This is a genomic window from Paraburkholderia sp. SUR17 (assembly GCF_029536165.1).
Lineage (GTDB): Bacteria > Pseudomonadota > Gammaproteobacteria > Burkholderiales > Burkholderiaceae > Paraburkholderia > Paraburkholderia kururiensis.
Window position 1 is genome coordinate 499,130 of sequence record NZ_CP120509.1, and the last position, 26,560, is coordinate 525,689.

25 protein-coding genes are annotated in these 26,560 nt (G+C 65.1%); 23 read left to right on the plus strand and 2 right to left on the minus strand.

The window, feature by feature from the left end; translation table 11 throughout:
* Position 1: 1 nt before the first annotated feature.
* Positions 2–811, plus strand: a complete 810-nt coding sequence (gene hutG, locus P2869_RS19715; protein WP_277599265.1) for an N-formylglutamate deformylase — start codon at positions 2–4, stop codon at positions 809–811.
* Positions 812–1,013: 202 nt separating this feature from the next.
* Here hutG and P2869_RS19720 read toward each other — a convergent pair whose 3' ends face one another.
* Positions 1,014–1,616: an XRE family transcriptional regulator gene (locus P2869_RS19720; protein WP_126875967.1), complete on the minus strand. Its 603-nt coding sequence runs from the start codon at positions 1,614–1,616 to the stop codon at positions 1,014–1,016.
* A gap of 249 nt (positions 1,617–1,865) precedes the next feature.
* Here P2869_RS19720 and glnT point away from each other — a divergent pair, with 249 nt between their 5' ends.
* The 5 genes from glnT to P2869_RS19745 all read left to right on the plus strand — a co-directional run bounded on the left by glnT (position 1,866) and on the right by P2869_RS19745 (position 7,759).
* On the plus strand, positions 1,866–3,254 hold the full coding sequence (gene glnT, locus P2869_RS19725; RefSeq protein WP_277599266.1) for a type III glutamate--ammonia ligase: 1,389 nt from the start codon (positions 1,866–1,868) through the stop codon (positions 3,252–3,254).
* A 12-nt stretch (positions 3,255–3,266) separates the two neighbouring features.
* Positions 3,267–4,175: a class II glutamine amidotransferase gene (locus P2869_RS19730; RefSeq protein WP_277599267.1), complete on the plus strand. Its 909-nt coding sequence runs from the start codon at positions 3,267–3,269 to the stop codon at positions 4,173–4,175.
* Positions 4,163–4,852, plus strand: a complete 690-nt coding sequence (locus P2869_RS19735) for a protein glxC (protein WP_126875966.1) — start codon at positions 4,163–4,165, stop codon at positions 4,850–4,852. The genes P2869_RS19730 and P2869_RS19735 overlap by 13 nt, the downstream gene beginning before the upstream one ends.
* A gap of 25 nt (positions 4,853–4,877) precedes the next feature.
* Positions 4,878–6,239: an FMN-binding glutamate synthase family protein gene (locus P2869_RS19740; protein ID WP_277599268.1), complete on the plus strand. Its 1,362-nt coding sequence runs from the start codon at positions 4,878–4,880 to the stop codon at positions 6,237–6,239.
* Positions 6,240–6,415: 176 nt separating this feature from the next.
* A complete protein-coding gene (locus P2869_RS19745) occupies positions 6,416–7,759 on the plus strand; it encodes an ammonium transporter (RefSeq protein ID WP_277599898.1) in 1,344 nt (447 codons plus the stop codon).
* 46 nt (positions 7,760–7,805) lie between these two features.
* Here P2869_RS19745 and P2869_RS19750 read toward each other — a convergent pair whose 3' ends face one another.
* On the minus strand, positions 7,806–8,492 hold the full coding sequence (locus P2869_RS19750; RefSeq protein ID WP_017773513.1) for a GntR family transcriptional regulator: 687 nt from the start codon (positions 8,490–8,492) through the stop codon (positions 7,806–7,808).
* A 269-nt stretch (positions 8,493–8,761) separates the two neighbouring features.
* Between P2869_RS19750 and P2869_RS19755 the strand changes: the two genes are divergently transcribed.
* The 17 genes from P2869_RS19755 to P2869_RS19835 all read left to right on the plus strand — a co-directional run bounded on the left by P2869_RS19755 (position 8,762) and on the right by P2869_RS19835 (position 26,536).
* Entirely contained in the window at positions 8,762–9,358 is a 597-nt protein-coding gene (locus tag P2869_RS19755; protein WP_017773514.1) for an amino acid synthesis family protein, read from the plus strand.
* The gene (locus P2869_RS19760; protein ID WP_277599269.1) at positions 9,348–10,313 is read left to right on the plus strand and encodes an alpha/beta fold hydrolase; all 966 of its coding nucleotides are present in this window, start codon (positions 9,348–9,350) and stop codon (positions 10,311–10,313) included. Before P2869_RS19755 ends, P2869_RS19760 begins: the two co-directional genes overlap by 11 nt.
* Entirely contained in the window at positions 10,310–11,266 is a 957-nt protein-coding gene (locus P2869_RS19765; protein WP_277599270.1) for a flavin reductase family protein, read from the plus strand. The genes P2869_RS19760 and P2869_RS19765 overlap by 4 nt, the downstream gene beginning before the upstream one ends.
* Positions 11,267–11,336: 70 nt before the next feature.
* On the plus strand, positions 11,337–12,380 hold the full coding sequence (locus P2869_RS19770) for an LLM class flavin-dependent oxidoreductase (protein ID WP_277599271.1): 1,044 nt from the start codon (positions 11,337–11,339) through the stop codon (positions 12,378–12,380).
* Positions 12,381–12,447: 67 nt separating this feature from the next.
* Positions 12,448–13,920 carry an aldehyde dehydrogenase gene (locus P2869_RS19775; RefSeq protein ID WP_277599272.1) on the plus strand — a complete coding sequence of 491 codons (1,473 nt, stop codon included), beginning with the start codon at positions 12,448–12,450 and terminating at the stop codon, positions 13,918–13,920.
* A gap of 29 nt (positions 13,921–13,949) precedes the next feature.
* The gene (locus P2869_RS19780; RefSeq protein WP_042300329.1) at positions 13,950–14,264 is read left to right on the plus strand and encodes an NIPSNAP family protein; all 315 of its coding nucleotides are present in this window, start codon (positions 13,950–13,952) and stop codon (positions 14,262–14,264) included.
* Between the two features lie 64 nt (positions 14,265–14,328).
* Positions 14,329–15,360: an ABC transporter substrate-binding protein gene (locus P2869_RS19785; RefSeq protein WP_277599273.1), complete on the plus strand. Its 1,032-nt coding sequence runs from the start codon at positions 14,329–14,331 to the stop codon at positions 15,358–15,360.
* 75 nt (positions 15,361–15,435) lie between these two features.
* Positions 15,436–16,320 carry an ABC transporter permease gene (locus P2869_RS19790; protein WP_199542155.1) on the plus strand — a complete coding sequence of 295 codons (885 nt, stop codon included), beginning with the start codon at positions 15,436–15,438 and terminating at the stop codon, positions 16,318–16,320.
* A 1-nt stretch (position 16,321) separates the two neighbouring features.
* Positions 16,322–17,116, plus strand: coding sequence for an ABC transporter permease (locus P2869_RS19795; protein WP_017773522.1), 795 nt, complete (start codon positions 16,322–16,324; stop codon positions 17,114–17,116).
* A gap of 15 nt (positions 17,117–17,131) precedes the next feature.
* Positions 17,132–18,223: an ABC transporter ATP-binding protein gene (locus P2869_RS19800; protein ID WP_277599274.1), complete on the plus strand. Its 1,092-nt coding sequence runs from the start codon at positions 17,132–17,134 to the stop codon at positions 18,221–18,223.
* 5 nt (positions 18,224–18,228) lie between these two features.
* Positions 18,229–18,948, plus strand: coding sequence for a GntR family transcriptional regulator (locus P2869_RS19805; RefSeq protein WP_277599275.1), 720 nt, complete (start codon positions 18,229–18,231; stop codon positions 18,946–18,948).
* A 78-nt stretch (positions 18,949–19,026) separates the two neighbouring features.
* A complete protein-coding gene (locus P2869_RS19810; RefSeq protein WP_277599276.1) occupies positions 19,027–20,619 on the plus strand; it encodes a methyl-accepting chemotaxis protein in 1,593 nt (530 codons plus the stop codon).
* Positions 20,620–20,839: 220 nt separating this feature from the next.
* Positions 20,840–21,811: a nitrilase family protein gene (locus P2869_RS19815; protein WP_277599277.1), complete on the plus strand. Its 972-nt coding sequence runs from the start codon at positions 20,840–20,842 to the stop codon at positions 21,809–21,811.
* Between the two features lie 114 nt (positions 21,812–21,925).
* A complete protein-coding gene (locus P2869_RS19820) occupies positions 21,926–23,074 on the plus strand; it encodes a substrate-binding protein (protein WP_233411683.1) in 1,149 nt (382 codons plus the stop codon).
* A gap of 66 nt (positions 23,075–23,140) precedes the next feature.
* Positions 23,141–23,974: a branched-chain amino acid ABC transporter permease gene (locus P2869_RS19825; RefSeq protein ID WP_199542158.1), complete on the plus strand. Its 834-nt coding sequence runs from the start codon at positions 23,141–23,143 to the stop codon at positions 23,972–23,974.
* 70 nt (positions 23,975–24,044) lie between these two features.
* Positions 24,045–25,832 (plus strand): branched-chain amino acid ABC transporter ATP-binding protein/permease, encoded by a 1,788-nt coding sequence (locus P2869_RS19830; protein ID WP_277599899.1) that lies wholly within the window; start codon positions 24,045–24,047, stop codon positions 25,830–25,832.
* The gene (locus P2869_RS19835; RefSeq protein WP_017773530.1) at positions 25,829–26,536 is read left to right on the plus strand and encodes an ABC transporter ATP-binding protein; all 708 of its coding nucleotides are present in this window, start codon (positions 25,829–25,831) and stop codon (positions 26,534–26,536) included. Before P2869_RS19830 ends, P2869_RS19835 begins: the two co-directional genes overlap by 4 nt.
* Positions 26,537–26,560: the final 24 nt, after the last annotated feature.

The window sequence follows — 26,560 nt, forward strand, 5'->3', positions numbered from 1 at the left end:
CATGAGCGACCTCTACACGCTCGAACGCGGCAACGCGCCGTTGCTGATTTCGATCCCGCACCTGGGAACGGCGATTCCCGCACCGCTGCGCAGCCGCTATACCGACACCGCCTTGACGCTCGCCGATACCGACTGGCATCTCGACCGCCTGTACGCGTTCGCTGAGTCGCTCGGTGCAACGGTGCTGGGCGCGACGGTGTCGCGCTACGTCATCGACCTCAATCGGCCGCCGAACGACGAGAGCCTGTACCCGGGCCAGACCACCACCGGCCTGTGCCCAGCCGAGACATTTCGCGGCGAGCCGCTCTATCGCGACGGTTGCCAACCAGACGAGCAGGAGAAGCGCCGGCGGGTGGCCGAATACTGGCGGCCCTATCACGCGGCACTCGCGGCCGAACTGGCCCGACTGCGCGAGCGCCACGCGCACGTGCTGCTCTGGGAAGCGCATTCGATTGCGAGCGTGCTGCCGCGGCTCTTCGACGGCAAGTTGCCGGACCTCAATATCGGCACGCAGGATGGCCGCACGGTCGCGCCGTCCGTGCAGCGCGCCATCGAGCGCGAAGCGGCGGCGAGTCCGCATACGTGGGTGGCGAACGGCCGCTTCAAGGGCGGCTATATCACGCGCGCGTTCGGCAACCCTTCGGACGGTGTGCACGCGGTGCAGCTCGAGATGTGTCAGTCGACGTACATGAACGAAACCCACCCGTTCGCCTACGAGCCGGCGCGAGCGGCGGCGGTACAGGGCACGGTGCGCGCCATGGTCGATGCGGCGCTGGCTGCGTTGGCCGGGTTGCAGCATAAGGAAGGGTGATACACCTTCGTAACCGCGCTTTCCGTAATAGTGCGGCGCTGCACCGGAATCGTTGCTCCAGCGCACCCTCAACTCGCAGAAACAGCCTAAGCCTTCGATGACGACCCGCAGCATTGCCGCCCAGAGTGTTTATCCATGGGAATCTTTGGTTCCCATCAATAAACATGGCATGAAGCTTGCACTGTATTGGCGGGCGGGCGACTCACTCTTCGGTGGGCTGCCCGTAGACGAAGATCGACAGGAACTGGATGGGGGTTTTGATCAGACGTTCCGGGCCGTGCGGAACATCGCCGCGGAACGTCAGGGTGTCGCCCGGATGCAGGACGTAGGTTTGCTGGCCGTGCCGGTATTCGATCACGCCCCTGAGCATGTGGATGAACTCGGTGCCGGGGTGCTCGAACACCGGGAAGCGTTCGGCCTTGTCTTCCATCGTGATCAGGAACGGCTCGAAAGTTTTGCGCGGCCCCTGGTCGTAAGCGAGCAGGTGATAGGTGTGGCCGCTTTTCGTGCCTTTGCGAACCACTTCCATGCCCGCGCCTTTCTTCACGAGCTGGGCGCCGCCCTGGGGGACGTCGAAGTTGCGGAATAGCGTGGACATGGACACGCCGAGCGCCTGCGCGATCCGGTTGAGCACGTCGAGTCCGGCCGAGGTCTGCGCGTTCTCAATCTTCGAGAGCATGCCGCGGCTGATGCCGGCCTGTTCGGCAACCTGCGCGATGGTCAGGTCGTGGCTCTGGCGCAGCTCGCGGATGGTGGCCCCGAGATAGCGTTCGAGCGGTGTCTTGCTGTCGTCTGCGGTGGGCATCGTCGACCTCGGTAAATCGGCAAGAGTAGCAGATTGCGGTATTCGCGCAGGCGGCTGCCCTTGACGCCGGCGTGTACGCCGGAAGTTTCATGGAGGGAATAATTGTTGCATGACAATAAATTCCTCCACATACTGAAGACGTGGTTCAAGCGTGCCGTGCGCGGTACCTGTCCATGTCGCGAAGTCGGGCCGCTCGTCTGCCGGGCGGCTTCCTCAAATCAGCGAACCATGCAACAGGAAGGAGTGGCGATGAACCTGAACGATGCGAGCCAGTTGCCCGTCAACGCGCTCGGAAGCGTGCCCCGCTTTGGTAGTGCTGAAGAAGCCCAGGCATACCTCGCGCAACACGGCGTGAAGTACGTGCTGGCGCAATTCGTCGACATTCACGGCGTGGCCAAGGCGAAGTCCGTGCCGCTCGCGCATCTGCGCAGCGTGCTGGAGGCGGGCGCGGGCTTCGCGGGTTTTGCGATCTGGGGCGTGGGCATCGAGCCGAACGGGCCGGATTACATGGCGGTCGGCGACCTTGCGACGCTCACGCCGGTGCCGTGGCAGGCGGGCCTCGCGCGGATCGTCTGCGACGGTCACGTGGGCGGTGCGCCCTGGGCGTTCGATTCGCGCGTGACGCTGAAGAAGCAGGTGGCGCGCGTTGCCGAACGCGGCTGGACGCTCTACACGGGCCTCGAACCCGAGTTTTCGCTGTTGAAGCGCAGCGCGTCGGGCGTGCTCGAGCCTTGCGACGCGAGCGACACGCTCGCCAAGCCCTGCTACGACTACAAGGGGCTGTCGCGCACGCGCGTGTTTCTGGAGCGGCTCACCGAATCGCTGCGGGCGGTCGGCATCGACGTCTACCAGATCGATCACGAGGACGCGAACGGCCAGTTCGAAATCAACTACACGTACACCGATTGCCTGACGTCGTGCGACCACTACGTGTTCTTCAAGATGGCCGCATCGGAAATCGCCAACGAACTCGGGATGATCTGCTCGTTCATGCCGAAGCCGTTCGCGAACCGGCCGGGCAACGGCATGCACATGCATATGTCGATTGGCGACGGTGAGCGCAACCTCTTTGCCGACAAGGCGGACACGCTCGGCATGGGCCTCTCGGCACTCGGCTACCAGTTCACGGCTGGCCTGCTCGCCCATGCGCCCGCGCTGACCGCCCTGTGCAACCCCACGGTGAACTCGTACAAGCGGCTGGTCGTGGGCCGCTCGCTGACGGGCGCGACCTGGGCGCCCGCTTACATCAGCTATGGCGACAACAATCGCTCGACCATGGTGCGCATGCCGGGCGGCCGCATCGAACTGCGTTTGCCCGACGGCGCATGCAACCCCTATCTCGCGACGGCAGCCGTGATCGCCGCGGGCCTCGACGGTATCGATCGTGGTCTTTCGCCCGGCACGCCCGCCAACGAGAACCTGTACGAATGGTCGCCCCAAAAGCTGCGCGAGCACGGCATCGGCGTGCTGCCGCAGAACCTGGGCGAAGCGCTCGACGCACTCGAAGCCGACCAGACCCTCTGCGATGCGCTCGGGCCGGTGGTAGGCGAATTCATCAAGCTCAAGCGAATGGAGTGGCTCGAATACATGCGCCACGTGTCGGATTGGGAAATCAGGCAGTACGTCGAATTTTTCTGAGGAGAAAGCAACATGTGCGGAATCGTGGGATTGCTGGTCAAGACACCGGCATTGCGCGACCGGCTTGGCGAACTGATGGTGCCGATGCTGATCGGCATGACCGAACGGGGCCCGGATTCGGCCGGCCTCGCGGTGTTCGCGGACGCCGTGGATGCGGACCAGCGCAAGCTCAGCCTGTACTCGGGCTTTACGGACGAAGGCGAGCATTTCCCGTGGGACGTGCTGCTCGACCGCGTGAAGGCGTCCGTCGATGCGGGCGCGCACGTCGAGGCCAAACAGAATCATGCGGTGCTCACGGTGCACGCCCAGGCCGACATGGTCAGGAAATGGCTGAACGAGCATTACCCGCGCCTTTATGTTCTGTCTGCAGGTCGCTCCATCGACCTGTACAAAGACATCGGTCTGCCCGCCGACATCGCCGCGCGCTATGCGTTCAGCGAACTCAAGGGCTCGCACCTGGTCGGCCACACGCGCATGGCGACGGAGTCGGCGGTGACGCCTGATCGCGCGCATCCGTTTACGGCCGGTGAAGATTTTTGCCTCGTGCACAACGGCTCGCTCTCGAATCCATACGGCGTGCGCCGCAAGCTTGAACCCAAGGGCATCCACTTCGATACCGACAACGACACTGAGGCCGCGTGCCGCTTCCTCGAATGGCGCCTACGCGAAGGCGACACGTTGCCCGTCGCGCTGCAACGGGGCTTCGAGGAGCTGGACGGCTTCTACACCTTCCTGATGGGCACGCCCACCGAACTCGCGCTGATTCGCGACCCGTTCGCGTGCAAGCCCGCCGTCGTGGCGGAGAACGACGACTACGTGGCGATTGCGTCCGAATTCCGCTCGCTCGCGCATCTGCCCGACATCAAGAACGCGAAGGTCTTCGAACCCGCACCCGAGGAGATGTACGTATGGAACGCATGACATTCGACCTTGAGCGCACCACCGTCCGGGAGGTCAACCAGTATCTGCACGGCGGCGCCGACACGCTGCGCGGCGAGGCCATCGTCGTGACTTCGCCCAACGGCGCGCACAACATCGCAGTGGGCGTGGATGCCGACGTGACGGTGACCATCGAAGGCCACGCCGGCTATTACGCCGGCGGCATGAACAAGCACGCGACCATCGTCATCGAAGGCAGCGCGGGCACCGGCGTCGCGGAAAACATGATGAGCGGCAAGGTGCATGTGAAAGGCTTTGCGTCGAACGGCGCGGGGGCGTCCGCGCACGGCGGGTTGCTCGTGATCGAGGGCGACGCGGGGCTGCGTTGCGGGATCTCGCTGAAGGGTGGCGACATCGTGGTGGGCGGCTCGGTGGGCAGCTTCTCCGCCTTCATGGCGCAGGCCGGGCGCATGGTGATCTGCGGCGACGCGGGCGACGCGCTGGGCGATTCGCTGTACGAGGCCGTGCTCTACGTGAAGGGCGACGTGAAGTCGCTCGGCGCCGATGCGCAGTTCGAACCGATGACCGACGCCGACGTGAGTGCCGTTGCGGCGTTGCTCGACGCAGCCGGACTGGACCACGATCCGCGTGCGTTCAAGCGCATTGCGTCGGCGCGCACGCTCTACCACTGGAACGCCGATGCGGACCAGGAATATTGAATCCACGCTCCACCGAGAAGACGCCATGGAAGTCAAACCCGTTCATTTCGCACGCTTGCAGCAGGAAGAGTCGTACGGCTACGACCGCAAGACGATCGACTACATCCACACGGCCGCACAGCGCGGTCTTTACGAGATTCGCGGTCTGGGCGCGAAGCGCCACGTGCCGCATTTCGACGATCTGCTGTTTCTCGGCGCGTCGTTGTCGCGTTACCCGCTGGAAGGCTATCGCGAGAAGTGCTCGACGCAGACCGTGCTCGGCACGCGCTTCGCGAAAAAGCCCATCGTGCTCGACATCCCGATCACCGTGGCGGGGATGAGCTTCGGCGCGCTGTCGGCGAACGTGAAGGAGGCGCTCGGTCGCGCAGCGACCGCGGCCGGCACGTCCACCACCACCGGCGACGGCGGCATGACGCAGGAGGAGCGCCTTTCGTCGAAGACGCTCGTCTACCAGTGCCTGCCTTCGCGCTATGGGTTCAACCCCGACGACGTGCGCCGTGCCGACGCCATCGAGGTCGTGATCGGGCAGGGCGCGAAGCCCGGCGGCGGCGGCATGCTGCTCGGGCAGAAGGTAAACCCGCGCGTGGCCGCCATGCGTACGCTGCCGGCCGGCGTGGACCAGCGTTCGGCGAGCCGCCACCCGGATTGGACCGGCCCCGACGATCTCGCGATCAAGATTCAGGAACTGCGCGAGATCACCGACTGGGAAAAGCCGATCTACGTGAAGGTCGGTGCCACGCGCACCTTCAACGACGTGAAGCTCGCCGTGCATGCTGGCGCGGATGTCGTGGTGGTCGACGGCATGCAGGGCGGCACGGCGGCTACGCAGACCTGCTTCATCGAGAACGTCGGCATTCCGACGCTCGCTGCGGTTCGTCAGGCGGTGGACGCGCTCGAAGACCTCAACATGAAGGGCCAGGTGCAACTGATCGTGTCGGGCGGCATTCGCACCGGTGCGGACGTGGCGAAGGCGCTGGCGCTGGGCGCGGACGCCGTCGCGATCGGCCAGGGCGTGTTGATGGCGCTCGGCTGCAACGGCGAAACGTACTTCCAGGACGGCATGCTGCATTCGGCCGTGGCCGATTACGCGGCGCTGCATACGTCGCCCGGCTTCTGTCATCACTGCCACACCGGCAAGTGCCCGGTTGGCGTGACGACCCAGGACGCCGTGCTCGAGCGGCGTCTCGAGCCGGAGGAAGGCGCGCGTCGTGTGCGGAACTACCTGAAGACGCTGAACATGGAACTGGCCACCATCGCGCGGGCGTGCGGCAAGCAGAACGTGCATCACCTCGAACGGGAGGATCTGGTTGCGCTCACGGTCGAAGCGGCCGCCATGGCGCGCGTGCCGCTCGCCGGCACGTCGTGGATTCCGGGCGTTCGCGACTAGCGCCCGTTGCCTCGACTAACGTCGAGGCGGCCCCGGCTACAGGAACATTCCTTTTGGCATGTGTTTGCTTCGGCGCGGCCCCTGCGGGGGACCGCCGGCTCCCCTTTTGTTCAAGGTATCGGCAAATGAAAAGAATGATCGGTTTGCTTGCATTGATCGGGACGCTCGTCCTCGCGATGCCCGCCTGGGCCCAGACCGGCCCGGCTGCCCCCGTGCCGAACAAGGGGGATACGGCGTGGATGATCGTCGCGACCCTTCTCGTGGTGATGATGGCGGCCCCGGGGCTGGGGCTCTTTTACGGCGGCATGGTGCGCGCCAAGAACATGCTGTCCATCCTGATGCAGACGCTGGTGGTCTTTTGCCTGCTCGGCGTGCTGTGGGCGCTCTACGGCTACAGCATCGCGTTCACCGAAGGCAATGCGTTCTTCGGCGGGCTCAGCAAGGCGTTTCTCGCGGGCATCACGCCGGACTCGGTCGCTGCCACGTTCAGCAAGGGCGTGGTGATTCCCGAATTCATCTACGTCTCGTTCCAACTGACGTTCGCGGCGATCACTCCGGCGCTGATCGTGGGCGGCATCGCGGAGCGCGCGAAGTTTTCCGCTGTGCTCATGTTCATGGTGCTCTGGTTCACCTTTTCGTATCTGCCGATCGCGCACATGGTCTGGTACTGGCCGGGCCCGGATGCGTACACGAGCGCCGCCGCGGCCGACAAGGCCAATGCGACGGCCGGCTTCCTGTTCCAGAAGGGCGCCATCGACTTCGCGGGCGGAACCGTCGTCCACATCAACGCGGGCATCGCGGCGCTCGTCGGCGCTGTGATGATCGGCAAGCGCGTGGGCTTTGGTCGCGAGTCCATGGCGCCGCACAGCCTGACCATGACGATGATCGGCGGCTCGCTGTTGTGGGTGGGCTGGTTCGGCTTCAACGTGGGCTCCGCGCTGGAGGCGAGCGGTGCGGCTACGCTCGCGTTCGTCACGACGCTGCTCGCCACGTGTGCGGCCACGGTCTCGTGGACCGGCGTCGAATGGATGCTGAAGAAGAAGCCCTCGATGCTCGGCGCGGTGTCGGGCGCCATTGCCGGCCTCGTCGTCATCACGCCCGCGTGCGGCTTCGTTGGCCCGATGGGCGCCCTCGTGATGGGCGGCGTGGCCGGCGCGCTGTGCTACTGGGGCGTGAACGGATTCAAGCGCCTGATCGGCGTGGACGATTCACTGGACGTCTTCGGCGTGCATTGCATCGGCGGCATTGCCGGCGCGCTCTTGACCGGCGTGTTCGCGTCGCCGTCGCTGGGCGGCACCGGCATCTACGACTACACCGCGAACAAGGTGGCCGACTATCACATCGCCGATCAACTGATCGCGCAGTGCTGGGGCGTGGGCACGTCGCTCGTGTGGTCGGCGGTCGTCTCGATCATTGCGTTCAAGCTGGTCGACCTCACGATCGGGCTGCGTGTGGATACGGACGGCGAGCGCGAAGGGCTCGACGTCAGCTCGCACGGCGAGACGGCTTACCACCCGTGAGCGCGTCAAGGGCGAGGGCGGGCGGCTGGCCGGCAGTGCGCGCGACTCACGTGCTGCCGCTCGCCTCGCCTTGTTCGGCGAGCGCGCGCAGCGCAAGCTCGGACACGCGCTTGATGTGGGTGCACGAAGCCTCTGCCGCTGCTTGCCCGTCGCCGCGTTCGATTGCGTCGAGCAACGCGTTCATCTCGCGGTTCGATTCGTCGCTGCGGCCCGGCGTGGCGATGGTCAGCGCGCGCAGCCGGTTGATCCGCGCGTTCAGCGACTTGACGACACCCAGCGAGACGACCTTGCCCGCGCCCTCGAACATGGCGTCGTAGAACTGTTCCGTGTGCTCGAGTACGCGTGACGCGTCGCCCGCGGCGAAGGCTGCTTCGATCATGCGGCGGATGCCGCGCAGGCGCGCAACCAGCTCCGGCGTCGCACTCGTGGCGCAGGCGCTTGCGGCGTTGGCTTCGAGCAGGCTGCGCAATTCATAGATCTCGCCCACCTGGCTCGGATCGAGGCGCGCAACGATCGGGCCTTGCCGCGCCACGGTCTCGACGAGACCTTCGGTTTCCAGATGCCGCAGCACTTCGCGCACCACCGTGCGGCTCACGCCCAGTTCGTCGCAAAGGGTGCGCTCGACAAGGCGGGTGCCCGGCTTGAAATAGCCCTGCACGATGGCGCCGCGCAGCTTGTCGAGCGCGAGTTCTCTCAGGGTCTTGGCCGTTCGATTTATTTTCAGGTCGGGCATGGCGTAGAAAAGGAAGACAGGTTTTTTGTACGGTTGGCTCGGACGTCCGGCACGTGGTATTCCGTATTATCGCCGATCTTCTACGCCCACACGCGACCGTTATGCCGCCACTTCTTGCAGTCAGCTGAACTCCCGGCAAGGATCGTGCCCAAAATATGAAGTTCGTACTATGGTATTCCATAGTATCTATGGATTTTTGTGCACCGTAATTTGGTATACCATAATCTCAACGATGACATTCAGGGCATCGTTCAAGTCAGGAGAACGCTATGAAGCTAGAAGTGCGCAAGCTGGTCAGCTACGTCGAAGAAACGTTCATTGAAGGCGGCAAGGCTGCGCCCCGGCCGCTGAAGCTGTTCGGCGTGGCCGCCGTGCTGCGCAATCCGTGGGCTGGCCGCGGCTTCGTGGAAGACCTGAAGCCCGAAATTCACGCGCTCGCGCCGCAACTCGGCGAATTGCTGACGGCGGAGATCCTGCGCGCGGCGGGGTCTGGCGACGCGGTCGAAGGCTATGGCAAGGCGGCGATCGTCGGCACGTCCGGCGAACTCGAGCACGCTTCCGCGCTGATCCATACGCTGCGATTCGGCAATCACTATCGCCAGGCGGTGGGCGCAAAGAGCTATCTGAGCTTTACGAACCTGCGCGGCGGTCCGAACTGCCCGATCTCGATTCCGCTGATGCACAAGGATGACGAAGGGATGCGCTCGCATTACCTCACCGTGCAATTTTCGATCACCGACGCGCCCGCGCCCGACGAACTGGTGATCGCGCTGGGCGCATCGGTGGGCGGCCGGCCGCATCACCGTATCGGTGACCGGTATCAGGATCTGAAGGACCTCCAGGAGCTTGCGTCCAATGAAGGTTGACCCTGTGCTCGACCGTACCGTGACGCGCGGCGTCGCCGCGGGCACGAGCTACAGCGTCTACCCGCCACAGGGGGCGCTCGCGTGCGAGACGGTCGTGCTGATTCACGGCGTGGGCATGAACCACAGCGTGTGGGCGCCTCAGATCGACGCCTTGACGCAGCATTACCAGGTTGTTGCGTACGACATGCTGGGACACGGCGGTAGCGGCTTGCCCACGCCGGCGCCCACGCTCGGCGAGTACGCCGCTCAGCTCGAAGCGCTGCTTGACGCGTTGCAGATTCAGCGCGTGCATGTGGTGGGGCATTCGATGGGCGCGCTCGTCGCGCTCGAGTTCGCGCTGACGCATCCGGAGCGCGCGTTGAGCGTGGCGGCGTTGAATGCGGTGTACAACCGCACGCCTCGTCAACGGGCTGCGGTGATGAGCCGCGCGGCGATGCTCGGTGATACGCCGCGTGCACGCAGTAGCCAGGCGGGCACGGAAGGAAGCGTTGGAGCCGGGCTTGAAGCGGGCATTGAAGCGGGCATTGCAACGGGCATTGAAGCAGGCGTCGACGTGACGCTTGCGCGCTGGTTCGGCGACCCGGTTCCCGCGCATCTCGCGCAGGCGGCTAACGCGATACGCGCGCTGCTCGTGAACGTCGATCCGGTCGGCTATGCGCGCACTTATCAGCTCTTTGCCTGCTCGGACGACGCGCATGTCGGCAGGCTCGCGGATCTCGCCGTGCCCGCACTGTTTCTCACGGGCGAATGCGACGCGAACTCGAACCCGGCCATGTCGCATGCCATGGCGGCGGCCGCGCCGCTCGGCCACGCCACGATCATCGCGAACGAACGCCACATGATGAACGTGACCAATCCGGCGCAAGTGAACGAACGGTTGCTGGAATTCCTGCTCGGCACGTCGAAAGCAGGTGTGAACGGCGAGCCGCGGTCCGATATCAGGAGAATGCAATGACTGAGCCGATCCACGAACAGACCATCGATATCGCCGAATTCCGCCGTGCGCTCGGCGCTTTCGTAACGGGCGTGACGGTGGTCACGACGATCCAGCCCGACGGCTCGCCGCGCGGCTTCACGGCCAATTCGTTCACCTCCGTTTCGCTCGATCCGCCGCTGATCCTGGTTTGCATCGCGAAGACGGCATCGAGCTATCCGGTGTTCTCGCAAACGCGCCATTTCGCGGTGAGCGTGCTGGCGGAAGACCAGAAGGCCGTGTCCGGCGTATTTGCCTCGAAGGCCGCCGACAAGTTCTCGCAGGTCGCATGGCGCGCCCGGGTGACGGGTTCTCCCGTCATGGAAGGCGCGGCGGCGAGCTTCGATTGCGCGACCCATGACGTGGTGGAGGCGGGCGACCACATCATCCTGATCGGCCGCGTGCTCGATTTCGTTCATACGCCTTCTTCGCCGCTCGGCTACTGCCGTGGTGCCTACGTGAATTTCAGCCTCACACTCGACGCAGTCGCCGCGGCCGGCACCCGCGCGCGGGTGGGCGCGATTCTCGAACATCGCGACGGGCTCGTGCTGCTCGATACGCCGCAAGGCCTGCAATTGCCGACGGGCGCGCGGCTCGAACCGCAGAGCGATGCCGCGAGCCTTGCGGGCGTATTGGCGAAGCTCGGCATCAAGGCGCATCTGGACTTCCTGTTCGCCGTGTTCGAGTCCGACAGGCAGCCCACGCCGGGTGTGCAGATCTATTACCGCGGCCGCGTGAAGAACGACATTGCGCCGCAATCGGGCGGCCCCATCCGCATCGTTCCGTTGATGCAGATTCCCTGGAGCGAGTTACACGACGAAGCGGAGCGCTCCATGCTCGAGCGCTACATGCGCGAGCGCAGCGAGGACGCCTTCGGCGTGTATGTCGGCGACAGCGAAGCCGGCACGGTCCAGGCGCTCGCAACCACTCACTAAACGCATTCAAACATCGCGGCTGACGCGCACGAAACGCTGCCGGGCAGCCGGCCTGTCGGAGGCAAACATCATGAAATTTTCGTTGTTCCTGCACATGGAGCGGTACGACACAAAGACGTCGCATCGCGAACTGTTCGACGAGATGACCGAACTCGTGCAGCTTGCCGAACGCGGCGGATTCGAGACCGCCTGGATCGGCGAGCATCACGCGATGGAGTTCACGATCGCGCCCAATCCGTTCGTGAATCTGTCGTATCTCGCCGCGAAGACCGAGCGCATCCGGCTCGGCACCGGCACCGTCATCGCGCCGTTCTGGCATCCCATCGCACTTGCAGGCGAAGCCGGCATGGTCGACGTGGCGAGCAACGGCCGGCTCGATCTGGGCGTGGCGCGCGGCGCCTATTCGTTCGAGTACGAGCGCCTGTTGCCGGGGCTCGACGCGATGAGCGCCGGCGCTCGCATGCGCGAACTCGTGCCGGCGTTGCGCAAGCTGTTCGAGGGCGACTACGCGCATCAGGGCGAATTCTGGTCGTTTCCCGCGACGACGCCGGTGCCGCGCCCCATCCAGCAGCCGCATCCGCCCATGTGGCTCGCCGCACGCGATCCGAACTCGCACGCGTTCGCCGTCGCGAACGGCTGCAACGTGCAGGTGACGTCGCTCGCCGCGGGCGACGCCGAAGTCGTGAGCCTGATGGAGCGCTTCAATGCCGCCTGTGCCGCGCATCCGGACGTGCCGCGTCCGCAGGTGATGATGCTGATGCACACGTTCGTCGGGGCCAATGCAGCCGAGGTGGACGCGGCCGTCGAAGACCTGGCGGACTTCTACCGGTGCTTCTCGAAGTGGTTCAAGAACGAACGGCCCGTCACGCAGGGCTTCATGGAGCCGCTCACGGATGCCGACGTCGAGATGTTTCCGCAGTATTCGCGCGAGGCGATTCGCAAGAACCTCGTGATCGGCGAGCCGAGGGACGTCATTGGGCGGCTCAAGCACTACGAGGAACTGGGCTACGACCAGTACAGCTTCTGGCTCGACAGCCACATGAGCTTCGAGCGCAAGCGCAAGTCGCTCGAGCTGTTCATCTCCGAGGTGATGCCCGCGTTCGGCGTGCGCTGACACGAAGTCCCTGAGTCCCTGAGCCCCTCAGCCTCTAAGCCAACTTCATGAATGGAGCGGCTTGACCATGTTGCAACGGTTCCAGCAGTACATCGACGGCGCCTTCGAAGACGCCGCAGAGCATTTCGACAGCATCGATCCGTCGTCCGGCAGCGTATGGGCGCAGATGCCCGCGGCGAGTGCGCAGGACGTGGACCGCGCCGTGTGCGCGGCGCATCGCGCGCTCACCGGCTCCGCATGGGCCGATCTCACCGCGAGCGCGCGCGGCAAGCTCCTGTACCGGCTCGCCGGCTTGATCGAGCAGCATGCGCCGCGTCTTGCCGAACTGGAAACCCGGGACACCGGCAAGATCATTCGCGAGACGCGCAGCCAGATTGGCTACGTCGCCGAGTACTACCGCTATTACGCGGGCGTGGCCGACAAGATCCAGGGGGCGTGGCTGCCCGTCGACAAACCGGACATGGAAGTGACATTGCGGCGCGAGCCGGTGGGTGTCGTCGCCGCGGTCGTGCCGTGGAATTCGCAGCTGTTCCTGTCGGCGGTGAAAATCGGGCCGGCGCTCGCGGCCGGCTGCACCGTCGTGCTCAAGGCTTCCGAAGACGGCCCGGCGCCGCTGCTGGAATTCGCGCGGCTCGTTCACGAAGCCGGTTTTCCGCAGGGCGTGGTCAATATCGTGACGGGCTTCGGCAACGAATGCGGACGCACGCTGACGAGCCATCCGCTCGTCTCGCGCATCGCGTTCACGGGTGGTCCGCACACCGCGCGTCACGTGGTGCGCAATTCCGCGGAGAACCTCGCCGCGACGTCGCTCGAACTGGGCGGCAAGTCGCCCGTGCTCGTGTTCGACGACGCCGATCTCGACAGCGCATGTAACGCCGTGGTGGCCGGCATCTTCGCGGCCACGGGGCAAAGCTGCGTGGCCGGTTCCAGGCTGCTCGTGCAGCGCGGCATTCACGACGTGCTGGTCGAGCGTCTGATCGCGCGGGCGGGCGCCATCCGCATTGGTGACCCGCAGGACGACGCCACGGAGATGGGGCCGCTCGCCACCCGCCGTCAGCTCGACCACATCCGGCAGGTGCTAAGCGCGAGCGTGGAAGCCGGCGGCCGCGTCGTGGCGGGCGGCGCGCAGCCGGACGGCATGACTACCGGCCACTACTTCCTGCCCACTATTGTCGATTGCCCGCACGCGCATGTGCCGTGTGTGATGGAAGAACTGTTCGGCCCGGTGCTCAGCGTCGTCGCATTCGACACCGAGGCCGACGCCATTGCGCTTGCGAACGACACCCGTTACGGCCTCGCGTCCGGCGTGTTCACCCGGGACCTCACGCGCGCGCATCGGCTCACCCGTGCATTGCGCGCGGGCATCGTGTGGGTCAACACGTATCGCGCGGTGTCGCCGATCGTGCCGTTCGGCGGCTATGGTCTGAGCGGCTTGGGGCGCGAAGGCGGCCTCGAAGCGGTGCTCGACTACACGCGCACGAAGTCGGTATGGATTCGCACGTCGGACGAGCCTATCGCCGACCCGTTCGTCATGCGTTGAAGCATTCAAGCGTTCAAGAGAGAGCCGCCATGTTCTACGAAGTCCGCACCTATCGCATCAAGACGGGCGCTGTGCCCGCGTATCTGAAGCTCGTGGAGGAAGAGGGCATCGCGTTGCAGAAGCGCTATCTGGGCCAGTTGATCGGCTATTTCTATTCGGAAATCGGTCCGCTGAACCAGATCGTCCACATCTGGGCTTACCCGAGCCTGGACGAGCGCGAACGGCGCCGCGCGCAACTTGCCGCAGACCCGGCCTGGCAGTCCTTTGCGCCGAAGATTCAGGCGCTGATGGAAGAAATGGAAAGCAAGATCATGAAGCCCGCGCCTTTCTCGCCGCTCGGATGAAGGCCACGTAATTCACGGATGTCCCCACTCCACGATTGATAACTGCCTGAGGCAGGAGACCCACATGAACAGCAGGAACGTCTTTCAAACGGCAGCGCTGATCACGGCATGCGCGGCCGCCTTCGCAACCGCAAGCGCTACGGCGGCCGAGCCGATCGTATTCACGAGCTGGGGCGGCACGACGCAGTCTTCGCAGGACAAGGACTGGGCGCAGCCCTTCGCCAAGGCAACGGGCATCAACGTGCTGATGGACGGCCCGACCGACTACGGCAAGTTGAAGGCCATGGTCGAAAGCGGCAACGTGACGTGGGACGTCGTCGACGTGGAAGGCGACTTCGCGTACGCCGCACAGAAGGCGGGGTTGATCGAGCCGATCGACTTCTCCGTCGTCAAGAAGGACGAACTCGATCCGCGCTTCACGTCGCCTGCCGCCGTGGGCAGCTTCTACTACTCGTTCGTGCTCGGCTACAACAAGGCGAAGTACACGACTGCGCAACCCTCGACATGGACCGACCTGTTCGACACGAAGCGCTTCCCCGGCAAGCGCACGCTGTACAAGTGGTCCGCGCCGGGCGTGCTCGAACTGGCGCTGCTCGCCGACGGCGTGCCGGCCAACAAACTCTATCCGCTCGATCTCGACCGTGCATTCAAGAAGCTCGACACCATCAAGAGCGACATCGTCTGGTGGAGCGGCGGCGCGCAATCGCAGCAGCTGCTTGCATCGGGTGAGGCGCCCATCGGCATGTTCTGGAACGGTCGCCTGCATGCGCTCGAACAGACCGGCGTACCGGTGGGCATTTCGTGGAACCAGAACCTGACCGCGGCCGACTTGCTGGTGATCCCGAAGGGCGCGAAGCATCGCGACGAGGCGATGAAGTATCTGGCCGCCGCAACGAGCGCCCAGGCGCAGGCGAAATTTGCCGCGGATACGGGCTATGCGCCGATCAACGTGAAAGCGCCGGCACTGATGCCCGCTGCGGTCGCGAAGACGCTGCCCGACCAGTACAAGTCGTCGCAGATCGACCTCGACATGAAGTATTGGGCCGAGCATCGCGACGAGATCGCGAAGCGCTGGTATGCGTGGCAGTCGAAGTGAGCATGAAGCAAGCATGAAGCAAGCATGACCCCGGCGCCCCGCAGCGGGCGCCGCACAGTGTGATTGGGAGTCACCATGCCTAACGTCTTGAGTACCGTCGCCCAGCCGCCCGCCACGTCTTCGCGCCGGCGGCGCGATTGGCGCAGCTTTCGCCTGCTCGCGCCGGCCTTGCTGCTGCTCGCGGTTTTCTTTCTGCTGCCGGTGCTTTCGCTGCTGCTGCGCAGCGTGCTCGAACCGACGCCGGGTCTGCACAACTACACGCAGCTGCTCGGATCCACGACGTATCTGCGGGTGTTCGGCAATACGTTCCTCGTGGCGACCGTCGTGACGGTGGCCACCGTTGCAATCGGCTTCCCCACTGCGTGGTTGCTGGCCGTCGCGCCGCGCAAGCTCAGCTCCGTGCTGTTCGCGATCCTGCTGCTCTCGATGTGGACCAATCTGCTTGCGCGCACGTTCGCATGGATGGTGCTGCTGCAGGCCACAGGTCCCATCAACCGTGTGCTCATGGCGCTCGGGTTGATCCGCGAGCCGCTCGCCCTGGTGAACAACCTCGTCGGCGTGACGATCGGCATGACGTACATCATGCTGCCGTTTCTCGTCATGCCGCTGCATGCGACGCTGCGCAGCATCGATCCGTCCACGCTGCGTGCGGCAGCGATCTGCGGCGCAAGCCGCTGGCAGGCGTTCTGGCGCGTGCTGGTGCCGCTCGCGCTGCCGGGCGTCGCGTCCGGTGCGTTGATGGTGTTCGTCATGGCGCTCGGCTACTTCGTCACGCCGGCGCTGCTCGGCGGACCGTCGTACATGATGCTGGCCGAACTGATCGCGCAGCTCGTGCAGGAACTCTTGAACTGGGGGCTCGCGGGCGCCGCCGCATTCGTGCTGCTCGCCGTGACCCTTTCGCTGTACGCGTTGCAGCTGCGCTTCACGAGCGGTGCGCGCACGAATCCGGGAGGGCGCTGACATGTTGCTCGACTTCGATCGCCTCGGCGCAGTGCGCTGGCTGCTGCTGGCGGTGGGCGCGGCCGTCGCCGTGTTTCTGCTGCTGCCTATTGTGTTTATCGTCGCGTTGTCGTTTGGCGATTCGCAATGGCTGATCTTTCCGCCGCCTGGCTGGACGCTGCAATGGTATCGGCAGCTCTTCACCGACGCCGGCTGGCTCAACTCGCTGCTGACGAGCGCGCAGCTTGCGGCAATCGTGACGGTGCTTTCCGTCGTGATCGGTTTTCTTGCTTCGCTCGCGCTCGTGCGCGGCAAGTTTCGCGGGCGCGGCGCCGTACAGGCGTTTTTCCTCACGCCGATGGTGCTGCCCGTCGTCGTGCTGGCTGTCGCGCTGTATGCGTTCACGCTGCGTATCGGCTTGAACGGCACGATGGTGGGCTTCGTGATCGGCCATCTCATCATCGCGTTGCCGTTCTCGATCATTTCCATCAGCAATTCGCTCGTGAGCTTCGACACCGCGCTGGAAGACGCCGCGCTGATTTGCGGCGCGTCGCCGCTCGAAGTGAAGCTGCGCGTGACGCTGCCCGCCATCAGGCTCGGGCTTTTCGCTGCCGCGATCTTCTCGTTCCTCGCGTCGTGGGACGAAGTGGTCATCTCGATCTTCATGGCGAGCCCCACGTTGCAGACGCTGCCGGTGCGAATCTGGACCACGCTGCGGCAAGATTTGACGCCTGTCGTCGCGGCAGCGTCTTCGTTGCTCGTCGGCTTGACGACCGTATTGATGTTGGCGGGCGCAGTATTGCGCCGCGCCCGATAAGGAGGTGCATGAGCCATGACTGCCGCATTCCTGCAAATCCAGCGCTTGCGTAAAACGTACGACGACGTCGTCGCCATCGACCATGTGTCGCTGGACGTTCGCAAGGGCGAATTCATGACGTTCCTCGGGCCGTCGGGTTCGGGCAAGAGCACGACGCTGTACATCGTGGCGGGCTTTCAGGAGCCGAGCGAGGGACGCGTGCTGCTCGACGGCAAGCCGCTGCTTTCGGTGGCGCCGAACAAGCGCAACATCGGCATGGTGTTCCAGCGCTACACGCTGTTTCCGCATCTCACGGTGGGCGAGAACGTGGCGTTTCCGCTGCGCGTGCGCCGCCGTTCCGACCGCGAGGTGCAGGCGAAGGTTGAGCAGATGCTCAAGCTCGTGCATCTTTCCGACTGCCGCGACCGCATGCCGGCGCAACTCTCGGGCGGCCAGCAGCAGCGCGTCGCGATTGCGCGCGCGCTGGCCTACGACCCGCCCGTGCTGCTGATGGACGAGCCGCTTTCGGCGCTCGACAAGAAGCTGCGCGAGGAAATTCAGCTCGAACTGCGCCGCATCCATCAGGAGACCGGCGTGACGATTCTCTACGTGACGCACGACCAGGAAGAGGCGTTGCGTCTGTCGGATCGCATTGCAGTGTTCAACAAAGGGCGCATCGAGCAGGTCGGTACAGGCGAAGAGCTCTATGCGAACCCAGCTTCGCGCTTCGTTGCGAGCTTCATCGGCAACTCGAATTTCCTGCCGGTGCGCGTGATGTCCAACAACGAACGCGGCATGAACGGCGTGTTTCCGAATGGCCATGCGGTGACGGCTGCGCACCTCGCTTCGGTGCTGGTGGCCGGGGACGACGGCACGCTGATGATCCGGCCGGAGCAGATGCGCATTCGCGCGCTGCAGGAAGCCCATGGCACGGCGGGGCTGCCCGTCACGGTGCGCGACATCACCTATCTGGGCGACGCCATGCATTACGCGGTCGCGACGCCCTGGCAGCAGGAGATTTCCATTCGCATGCCGGCGGCCCATCGCCACGACAGCGGCCTCGCGATCGGGACCGAAGCGCTGGTCGATTGGGATGCGCGCGACGTGCGCCTCTTTGCGCAGGCATGACGACGATGAGCGGCACGCTTGTCTCGCTGAAGGTCGAACGCAATACGACGACGTTGCGTGAGCTCGCGCTGGACAAGATGCGCACGGCGATTCTCGATGCGCATTTCGCGCCAGGCGAGCGGCTTGTCGAGCGCACGTTGTGCGAGGAACTGGGCGTGAGCCGGACCGTGGTGCGAGAGGTGTTGCGGCACCTGGAGGCGGAAGGGCTCGTGGATTCGATTCCGAACCAGGGACCGATCGTCGCGGTGCTCGATGCGCAAACAGCCGCCCAGATCTACGAGATCCGCGCACTGCTGGAGGGCGACGCGGCGATGGCGTGCGCACGGTCCGCAGACGACGGCGTGGTGTCGCGTCTAGCCGCCTGCATCGCAGACATCCAGCGGGCATTCGAGGCGCACGAGCATGCGACGGTCCGCGAACTCACGACGCGTTTCTACGAGCAGATGTTCGAGGGCGGTGGAAAGAGGGTTGCCTGGGAAATTGCCCAGACCTTGAATGCGCGCGTCAACCGTTTGCGCGCGATGACCATTGCCTCCGACGACCGCGGCCGTCAAGCCGTGGAAGAGATGAACGAGATACTCGACGCAATTCGTTGCCGCGACGCGATACGCGCCCGTGATGCGGCAACGGCGCACGTGGCGCGCGTCGCCGCGATTGCCGGGCGGCTTTTGCAGCAGGCCCACGAACGGGCCCAGGCCGGGGAACAGGTGCGCGGCGCGGTGTAGGGCGCCGCGCTGCCGCTTTCTGCACGCCGCTGTACGGTCCTCCGTGGGGCTGCATGGCGCGTCTTTACGATGACCATCATGAGAACAATCAAGAACCTCCCCATTGCCGGAAAGATCGGTGTCGCGTTTGCGAGCATCGTCCTGATGTTTGGTATCAGCGCGCTGGTCTGCATTTCCAGCATCCGGTCGATCGACCTCAGGCAAAAGGAGATCGCGAAATCAGAGGCGATTCTTCTCTTGCTCAAGGATGGCACTGCGGATTACCTGAACATCGTATGGGCCGTTCTGGCGAACAACCTGAACGGTAAAGCGGGGCACCGGGAATGGATCGTCAAGCACGGCGGCGATTTCGGCACGAGACTCGCTGCGCTGCGGGCCATAGACGGCTCTGCGCAGGGTGCGGCGCTGGCTGCGGCGTGCCAGGAACAATACGACGCGTGGCTGCAGACCGTCGTCAATCCCCTTGTGGCCATGCGAAAGAAGGTGGATGAGTTCGCGACCAACGTAAGCGATCTTTCGGACATGACAGAAGGATTCGGCGCTTACCTGGGCACGGAGAAACTGATCGCGTCTATCGACAGGCTGGATGCTTATGAGCGGGCGCTGATGAAGACGCGCCAGGGGGAACTCGAATCGCTGCGTACGAAAATGTACGTGACGATATTCGTGACGTCGGCGCTTGCCCTGATGGCGGCCATCTTCGCGGGAACCTGGCTTGCACGCGCTGTTTCGCGTCCGCTGCAACGCGCCGTGTCGCTTGCGACATGCGTGGCACAGGGCGATCTGACGGCGCGCATGGAAGTGGCGTCCACGGACGAGACGGGCCGTCTGATGCGAAGTCTGGAAACCATGAACCGGAGTCTGTCGCGCATCGTGGCCCAGGTCAGAACCAGCACCGACAATATCGCCACGGCGTCCAACGAGATAGCCGCCGGCAACGACGATCTGTCTTCGCGCACGGAGGAACAGGCCAGTTCGCTGGAGGAAACGGCGGCGAGCATGACGCAGTTGACCGAGACCGTGAGGCAGAACACGGACAACGCCCGGCAGGCCAATGTGCTGGCCGCGAGCGCTTCCGAGGTGGCCAACGCCGGCAACGATGCGGTGCTCGGCATGGTTCGAACGATTTCCCGTATCAGCGGCAGCTCCAGCAAGATTTCCGAGATCACTGGCGTGATTGAAGGCATCGCATTCCAGACCAACATTCTGGCCTTGAATGCGGCTGTCGAAGCGGCGCGCGCAGGCGAGCAGGGCCGTGGATTTGCCGTGGTGGCAAGCGAGGTACGCAGCCTCGCCCAACGGTCGGCCAATGCGGCGAGGGAGATCAAGGAACTGATCGGCACCTCGGTCGCGATGATTCAGGCCGGCGAAAAGCAGGCGGAAGACGTGGGCGAGACCATCGGGCAGGTCAAGGAGGCGATCAAGCGGGTCTCGGACATTGTCAGCGAGATTGCGAGCGCATCCGAGGAACAGGCGCGAGGCATCGAACAGGTCAATCTGGCCGTCAACGAAATGGACACGGTCACGCAGCAGAACGCGGCCCTCGTCGAGCAGGCCGCTGCCGCTGCGCAGTCGCTCAGGGAACAGGCAGCCGGCCTGAAGCAGGCCGTGGCGATATTCAGGCTGGCCGACGGCGCGCAGCGCGAGCACGCCCCCGTCGGGTTTGCCTGAGCCGCCGGGCAGACCAGAAGGATCGCTTCGTTCAGCGCGCGCATCGCAGCTGATCGGTCTGGCGGGTCGAATCCGGTGCGGGGATTCGGTGCCGGGTTGCCTCGTGTTTTTCCCGGTATTTTGAAAATAGGTTGACAGCAGAAAACTGGCTTCCTAAATTCGCATCACTGGTTGCGGGCCCTCAGCGGCGGCAACCCGCGGCAACGATGCCGCGCGACACATGGACGGCTACGTAGCCCCCGAACTTGCGTTCAACGCCAGTTCGGGGGCTTTTTGCTTTTGGAGAACGAACTTGGCAATCGACTCACGCAACACCCCGGATGCACGTCCCGGCCTGCCGGTCGTGGCTTGCATCCAGATGGAACCTCGCGTCGGCGAGAAGCGCGACAACGTTGCGCGCACCGTCGAGCGGATGGAAACCGCCGCCGCGCACGGGGCGTCGCTCATGGTGCTGCCCGAACTCGTCAACACCGGCTATGTCTTTGCCGATCGCGCCGAAGCGGCGGCGCTCGCCGAAGCCTTCGACGAGAGCGACACGCTGCGCCTCTGGTGCGACGCCGCGCGGCGCCTCGGCATCTATCTCGTCGCCGGGATTGCCGAGCGCGAAGGCGAGCATCTCTACAACTCCGCTGTGTTCGTCGGACCGGCCGGCCTGATCGGCCGCTATCGCAAGCTGCATCTGTGGAACGACGAGAAGCGCTTCTTCGAGCCCGGCAACCTCGGCTTGCCGGTGTTCGACACGCCCTTCGGGAGGCTTGCCATCGCGATCTGCTATGACGGCTGGTTTCCGGAGGTCTACCGGCTGGCGTCCGCGCAGGGCGTCGATCTGGTCTGCGTGCCGACCAACTGGGTGCCGATGCCGGGGCAGCGGCCCGACGAGCCCGCCCTCGCCACAACCCTCGCGATGGCCGCCGCGCACAGCAACGGGCTGATGATCGCGTGCGCGGACCGGATCGGCACCGAGCGCGGACAGCCATTCCTCGGCCAGAGTTTGATCGTGGGCGGCAACGGCTTGCCGCTCGCGGGGCCCGCGAGCCACCACCGCGAAGCGATCCTCTACGCGCCGATCGATCTCGAGCGCATTCGCGCCGGACGTTCGCTCGGTCCGCTCAATCACGTGCTGCGCGACCGCCGCACCGACGTGTATGAGCTGGTTGCCGGCACCGGCTCGCCACCGCGCGATGCGGGCTGAGCCGGCAACGCCCGTGCCGTTGCGCCGTTCCTTTCGCCGTTCCGTTTGGCAGTTCCCTTTTGCAGTACCTCGACCACACCTGAAGGAGATCGCATGAACCCATTCAAGCATCGCATGGCGGCCGGAGCCGTTCTGGCGGCCGTCGCTTCCATCGTCTGTGCCGGCGCGTGGGCCGCTGAGCCCATCAAGATCGGCGTTGCCGTCGGTCTGTCCGGCGCGAACAGCGTGGTGGCGCCTGCCGTGGTGCAGTCGTCGCAGCTTGCCGTCGACGAGATCAATGCCGCGGGCGGCATCCTCGGGCGCAAGGTCGAACTCGATATTGCCGACGACGCGTCCGGCGCCGTCGGTGCGCAAAAGGCCTACGACACGCTGGTGTTCCAGAAGAACGTCGACGCCGTGATCTCGATGGAAACGAGCGCGGCGCGCAACGCGGCGCTGCCCATCGTTGCGCGCGGCAAGAAGCCGTTCATCTACACGTCGTTCTACGAAGGCCGCTCGTGCAGCCCGTGGATGTACGTGAACGGCTGGGTGCCCGACCAGCAGGTAGCGCCGGTCGTCGACTACTTCATGAAAACGAAGGGCGCGAAGAACTTCTTCCTCGTGGGCAACGACTACGCTTTTGGCCGCGGTATGCTCGACTTCACCTCGAAGTACATCGTGCAGCACGGCGGCAAGGTGATCGGCGAGGAGTTCCTGCCTATCGACGGCACCGACTGGACGCCGATCCTCTCGAAGATCCGCGCGGCGCATCCCGATGCGCTCATCAGCGCAACGGCGGGCGGTGCGCCGAACGTGTCGCTCGCGAAGCAGTTGAAGGGCTCAGGGCTGGATCTGCCGTACGGCAACCTGGCAATCGACGAGGGCACGGCGAAAAGCATGGGCGACGTGGCCACGGGCATCTACATGTCGGCTTCGTACCTGACGGGTATCGATAACCCGGGCAACAAGAAGTTCATGGCCGCGCTGCACAAGCGCTTCGGCAACGACATGAAGACGCCGAACGAGCTGTCCGAACCGCAATACGAGGCGTTCTATCTGTACAAGAGCGCGGTCGAAAAAGCGGGCTCGACCGACGCCTCGAAGGTGATCGCGGCGCTCGGCACGGTGTCGTTCGACGGACCGCGCGGGCCGGTGAGCATGAACCGCAGCCGCCATACGCCGCTCGCGATGCGTCTCGGCCAGATTCAGCCCGACGGGTCGGTGAAGATCCTGCAGACCTTCCCGAGCGTCGATCCGCAAGAGCAGTGCCCGAACATCAAGTAGCGATTCAACGCGCTCCGTGCGCCCGCCGTTGCAACGGCAGGCGCACGCGTGCGAGCGGAGGCAGGCATGGTCCTGGTACTCGATATCCTGACCACGGCGGCGGTGCTGTTCATCGTGACGGCCGGGTTGATGGTGATTTTCGGCGTGATGAAGATCGTCAACTTCGCGCACGGCGCGCTGCTGACGATGGGCGCATATGCGAGCTTCGTCGTCACGCAACTCAAGCTGAACCCCTGGCTTGGCGTGCCGCTTGCGCTCGTCGTCGGGGTCGCGGCCGGCATGCTCGTTGAACGGGTGATCGTGCGGCCGCTCTACAGGCGCCCGCTCGATGCGATTCTCGCGACGTGGGGGCTCGGCATCGTGATCGGCCAGCTCATCGTGATGGGTTTCGGGCGCGAGGTGCAGTTCGTCGAGTCGCCGCTGAAAGGGGCCGTGTCCGTGGCGGGTACGGACTATTCGGCGTATCGCCTGCTGCTGGTGCCGGTGGCGCTCGTGCTTTGCGCGGCGCTCGTCGCGTTGCTGTCGGGCACCCGCTTCGGCGTGAAGACGCGCGCGGTCATCATGAACGAGGACCTGGCGCGCGGCCTCGGCATTCATTCCGGCCGCATCCGCTTCATTACCTTCAGTCTTGGCGCGGCGCTCGGCTCGCTCGCGGGCATGCTGATCACGCCGCTGTCCAGCGTCGATCCCGACATGGGGCTGCCGTATCTCGTCAACGCGTTCATGCTCGTGATGGTGTCCGGCTATTCGATGACGAGCCTGCTGCTCACCTGTCTGGTGTTCGGTGCGTGCCAGGTGCTCGTCAGCACCTTCGTGAGTCCGGTGCTCGGCGGACTGACCATCGCCGTGCTGGCGGCGTTCACGCTGCGTATCCGGCCGAGGGGGTTCTCGCATGGCTAAGGGCAATCTTTCGCAGCGCCGCGCCGGCCACGACGCGATGCCGCGTCCGCTCCGGCCGGTGGGGTTGGGCATGCCGCTGGTGCGCCGCGCGCTGCCGTTGGCCGCGGTGGCGCTGGTGCTGCTCGCGACGGGTCCGCTGGTGTTCGGCACGTATCTGCTGAACGTGCTGATCCAGGCGTTCTTCTTTTCGATCGTCGCGGTGACGGTGGACATTCTCTGGGGCTACACGGGTTATCTGACGTTCGGGCAGTCGGCGTTCTTCGGCATTGGCGCGTATGCCGCCGGCGTGGTGTTCACGCATGGCGGCTTCTCGCCCGGCTTTGTGCTGCTCGCGCTGCTGGTGGCCGTGGCGGCCAGCGCGACGGTGGCAGCGCTGCTCGGCTGGCTGTCGTTCTACCGGGGCGCGTCGCCGTTCTTCGCAACCGTCATGTCGCTGGTGCTGCCGATCGTGCTGTCGCAACTCGTGCTGTCGGGCGGCCAATGGACCGGCTCGAGTTCCGGGCTGACCGGCTACCAGACCTTCGACCTCTCGCTGCAGGCCTGGTACTGGATCGCGGGCGCGGGTCTCGCCATCGTCGCGACGGCCGGGTGGGTGTTCGTGCGCAGCGACGGCGGCCGGGTGCTCATGGCGATTCGCGACAACGAATCGCGCTGCTCGTATCTCGGCATCGACACGTCGCGCGTCAAGATCGTGCTGCTGGTCGTGACGGCGGTGGTCGCGGGCGTTGCAGGCTTCGGCTACGGCTCGTTCAGCGGCGTCGTTGCGCCCGAGCTGACCGGCTTCGTGCTCGGCACGCAACTGATCATCTGGGTGGCGCTGGGTGGGCGCGGCACGTTGTGGGGGCCGGTGGCCGGCGCGCTCTTGATCAACGTCGTGACGTCCTATCTCAGCGGCAGTCTGCCGTTCGCGTGGCAATTGATCCTGGGTGCGGCGTTCGTCACGGTGATCGTGCTGCTGCCGCAAGGGCTCGTGCCGTTGCTGATGCGCCCGTTGCGCGGCTTCGCCACCACGCGCCGGGTGCCCACCCTGGTCGAGCGGCCCGTGCGCGACGATGCCGGCACGCGGGACGAGTCCGGCATGGCCTTGCGCATGCAGGGCGTGGCGCGGCATTTCGGCAGCCTCAAGGTGCTGCAGGGCATCGATCTGAGCGCGCAGGCAGGCGAGCTGGTCGGGCTGATCGGGCCGAACGGCGCGGGCAAGACCACGCTGATGCGCTGCATGAGCGACGGCGCGGAGCGCTCGGCAGGCGAAGTCGCGCTGTGCGGCCATGACATCCGGCGCTTGCCTGCGGACCGCTGCGTGCGTTTCGGCTTGGGCCGCAAATTCCAGAACGCGAACATCTTCGACACGCTGACCGTTGCCGAATGCCTGCGGATCGCGGGCACGCTGCTCGAGCGGCCTTCGCTGCTGCGCGTGTCGGACTCGCTTGCGCTGCCGCCTTACGCGCTCGACGTGGTGCGTGCCACCGGCCTCGACCAGAAACTGGCGGCCGTGGCGAAAGACCTCTCGCACGGCGAGCAACAGGCGCTGGAACTGGCGATGGTGCTCGCGCTGGAACCGCGCATCGTGTTGCTCGACGAACCCACGGCGGGCCTCACCAAGACCGAACGCACGCAGATCGGCAACGTGCTTGCCGCGCTGGCGCATCGGTACCGGTTGTGCTGTCTGCTGGTCGAACACGACCTGGATTTCGTCGCGGAGATCGCCACGCGCATCGTCGTGCTGCACCAGGGGCGCATCGTGATGGAAGGCAGCTTCGACGAAGTCGTGCATTCGGAGCTGGTGCGCACCATCTATGCCGGTACGGCGCAGCCACAGGCGGACGGCGTCGCCGCCGCGGGCGGGGAGGCAGCATGAGCGCAAACGCATTGGAGTTGCGCGGCGTGACGAGCGGGTACAAGGCGTCCGTCGTACTGCGCGGTCTGTCGATGAGCGTGGCGGCCGGCGAGGCGGTTGCGCTGCTCGGCAAGAACGGTATGGGCAAGACCACGCTGTTGAAGACCATCATGGGCTACCTGCCGAAGCAGGGCGGCTCCATCCACGTGAACGGTCTCGACGTCACGCGACTGCCGCCGCACCGCATCGCGCGCGCGGGCATCGCGTATGCGCCGCAGGAGCATGCCCTGTTTCAGGATCTGTCGATTCGCGACAACCTGCGGCTGGGGCTGCCGGACGTCTCCGTGTTCGACGAACGCTTCGCGGACCTCGAACCGCTGTTTCCCGTGTTCAAGAGCCGCCTGAAGCAGCATGCCGGCACGCTGTCCGGCGGCGAGCAAAAGATGCTGCTGGTGGCGCGGGCGCTGATGACGCGACCGTCGATGATGCTGCTCGACGAGATTACGGAGGGCCTGCAGCCTTCGGTAATCGACCGCGTTGCCGAAGCGCTGTTGTGGGAGCGTAGCCGCCATGGCACGACGGTGCTGCTGATCGAGCAGCACGTGCCCTTCGCGTTGCGGGTCGCGGACCGCTATGCGATCCTCAAGCAGGGCGAGATTATCGACCACGGCGACGCGAAAGATGCCGCCGCCGCGGCATCGATCTTCGATCATCTGCGCGTATGAGCGACACCCAGGAGAGTGCTTCGA

What these genes read in the sequence shown, in the direction of transcription:
- hutG (WP_277599265.1), top strand. Translation starts at nt 2, where the DNA reads ATGAGCGACCTCTACACGCTCGAACGCGGCAACGCGCCGTTGCTGATT.
- P2869_RS19720 (WP_126875967.1), bottom strand. Translation starts at nt 1,616, where the DNA reads ATGCCCACCGCAGACGACAGCAAGACACCGCTCGAACGCTATCTCGGG.
- glnT (WP_277599266.1), top strand. Translation starts at nt 1,866, where the DNA reads ATGAACCTGAACGATGCGAGCCAGTTGCCCGTCAACGCGCTCGGAAGC.
- P2869_RS19730 (WP_277599267.1), top strand. Translation starts at nt 3,267, where the DNA reads ATGTGCGGAATCGTGGGATTGCTGGTCAAGACACCGGCATTGCGCGAC.
- P2869_RS19735 (WP_126875966.1), top strand. Translation starts at nt 4,163, where the DNA reads ATGGAACGCATGACATTCGACCTTGAGCGCACCACCGTCCGGGAGGTC.
- P2869_RS19740 (WP_277599268.1), top strand. Translation starts at nt 4,878, where the DNA reads ATGGAAGTCAAACCCGTTCATTTCGCACGCTTGCAGCAGGAAGAGTCG.
- P2869_RS19745 (WP_277599898.1), top strand. Translation starts at nt 6,416, where the DNA reads ATGCCCGCCTGGGCCCAGACCGGCCCGGCTGCCCCCGTGCCGAACAAG.
- P2869_RS19750 (WP_017773513.1), bottom strand. Translation starts at nt 8,492, where the DNA reads ATGCCCGACCTGAAAATAAATCGAACGGCCAAGACCCTGAGAGAACTC.
- P2869_RS19755 (WP_017773514.1), top strand. Translation starts at nt 8,762, where the DNA reads ATGAAGCTAGAAGTGCGCAAGCTGGTCAGCTACGTCGAAGAAACGTTC.
- P2869_RS19760 (WP_277599269.1), top strand. Translation starts at nt 9,348, where the DNA reads ATGAAGGTTGACCCTGTGCTCGACCGTACCGTGACGCGCGGCGTCGCC.
- P2869_RS19765 (WP_277599270.1), top strand. Translation starts at nt 10,310, where the DNA reads ATGACTGAGCCGATCCACGAACAGACCATCGATATCGCCGAATTCCGC.
- P2869_RS19770 (WP_277599271.1), top strand. Translation starts at nt 11,337, where the DNA reads ATGAAATTTTCGTTGTTCCTGCACATGGAGCGGTACGACACAAAGACG.
- P2869_RS19775 (WP_277599272.1), top strand. Translation starts at nt 12,448, where the DNA reads ATGTTGCAACGGTTCCAGCAGTACATCGACGGCGCCTTCGAAGACGCC.
- P2869_RS19780 (WP_042300329.1), top strand. Translation starts at nt 13,950, where the DNA reads ATGTTCTACGAAGTCCGCACCTATCGCATCAAGACGGGCGCTGTGCCC.
- P2869_RS19785 (WP_277599273.1), top strand. Translation starts at nt 14,329, where the DNA reads ATGAACAGCAGGAACGTCTTTCAAACGGCAGCGCTGATCACGGCATGC.
- P2869_RS19790 (WP_199542155.1), top strand. Translation starts at nt 15,436, where the DNA reads ATGCCTAACGTCTTGAGTACCGTCGCCCAGCCGCCCGCCACGTCTTCG.
- P2869_RS19795 (WP_017773522.1), top strand. Translation starts at nt 16,322, where the DNA reads ATGTTGCTCGACTTCGATCGCCTCGGCGCAGTGCGCTGGCTGCTGCTG.
- P2869_RS19800 (WP_277599274.1), top strand. Translation starts at nt 17,132, where the DNA reads ATGACTGCCGCATTCCTGCAAATCCAGCGCTTGCGTAAAACGTACGAC.
- P2869_RS19805 (WP_277599275.1), top strand. Translation starts at nt 18,229, where the DNA reads ATGAGCGGCACGCTTGTCTCGCTGAAGGTCGAACGCAATACGACGACG.
- P2869_RS19810 (WP_277599276.1), top strand. Translation starts at nt 19,027, where the DNA reads ATGAGAACAATCAAGAACCTCCCCATTGCCGGAAAGATCGGTGTCGCG.
- P2869_RS19815 (WP_277599277.1), top strand. Translation starts at nt 20,840, where the DNA reads ATGGACGGCTACGTAGCCCCCGAACTTGCGTTCAACGCCAGTTCGGGG.
- P2869_RS19820 (WP_233411683.1), top strand. Translation starts at nt 21,926, where the DNA reads ATGGCGGCCGGAGCCGTTCTGGCGGCCGTCGCTTCCATCGTCTGTGCC.
- P2869_RS19825 (WP_199542158.1), top strand. Translation starts at nt 23,141, where the DNA reads ATGGTCCTGGTACTCGATATCCTGACCACGGCGGCGGTGCTGTTCATC.
- P2869_RS19830 (WP_277599899.1), top strand. Translation starts at nt 24,045, where the DNA reads ATGCCGCTGGTGCGCCGCGCGCTGCCGTTGGCCGCGGTGGCGCTGGTG.
- P2869_RS19835 (WP_017773530.1), top strand. Translation starts at nt 25,829, where the DNA reads ATGAGCGCAAACGCATTGGAGTTGCGCGGCGTGACGAGCGGGTACAAG.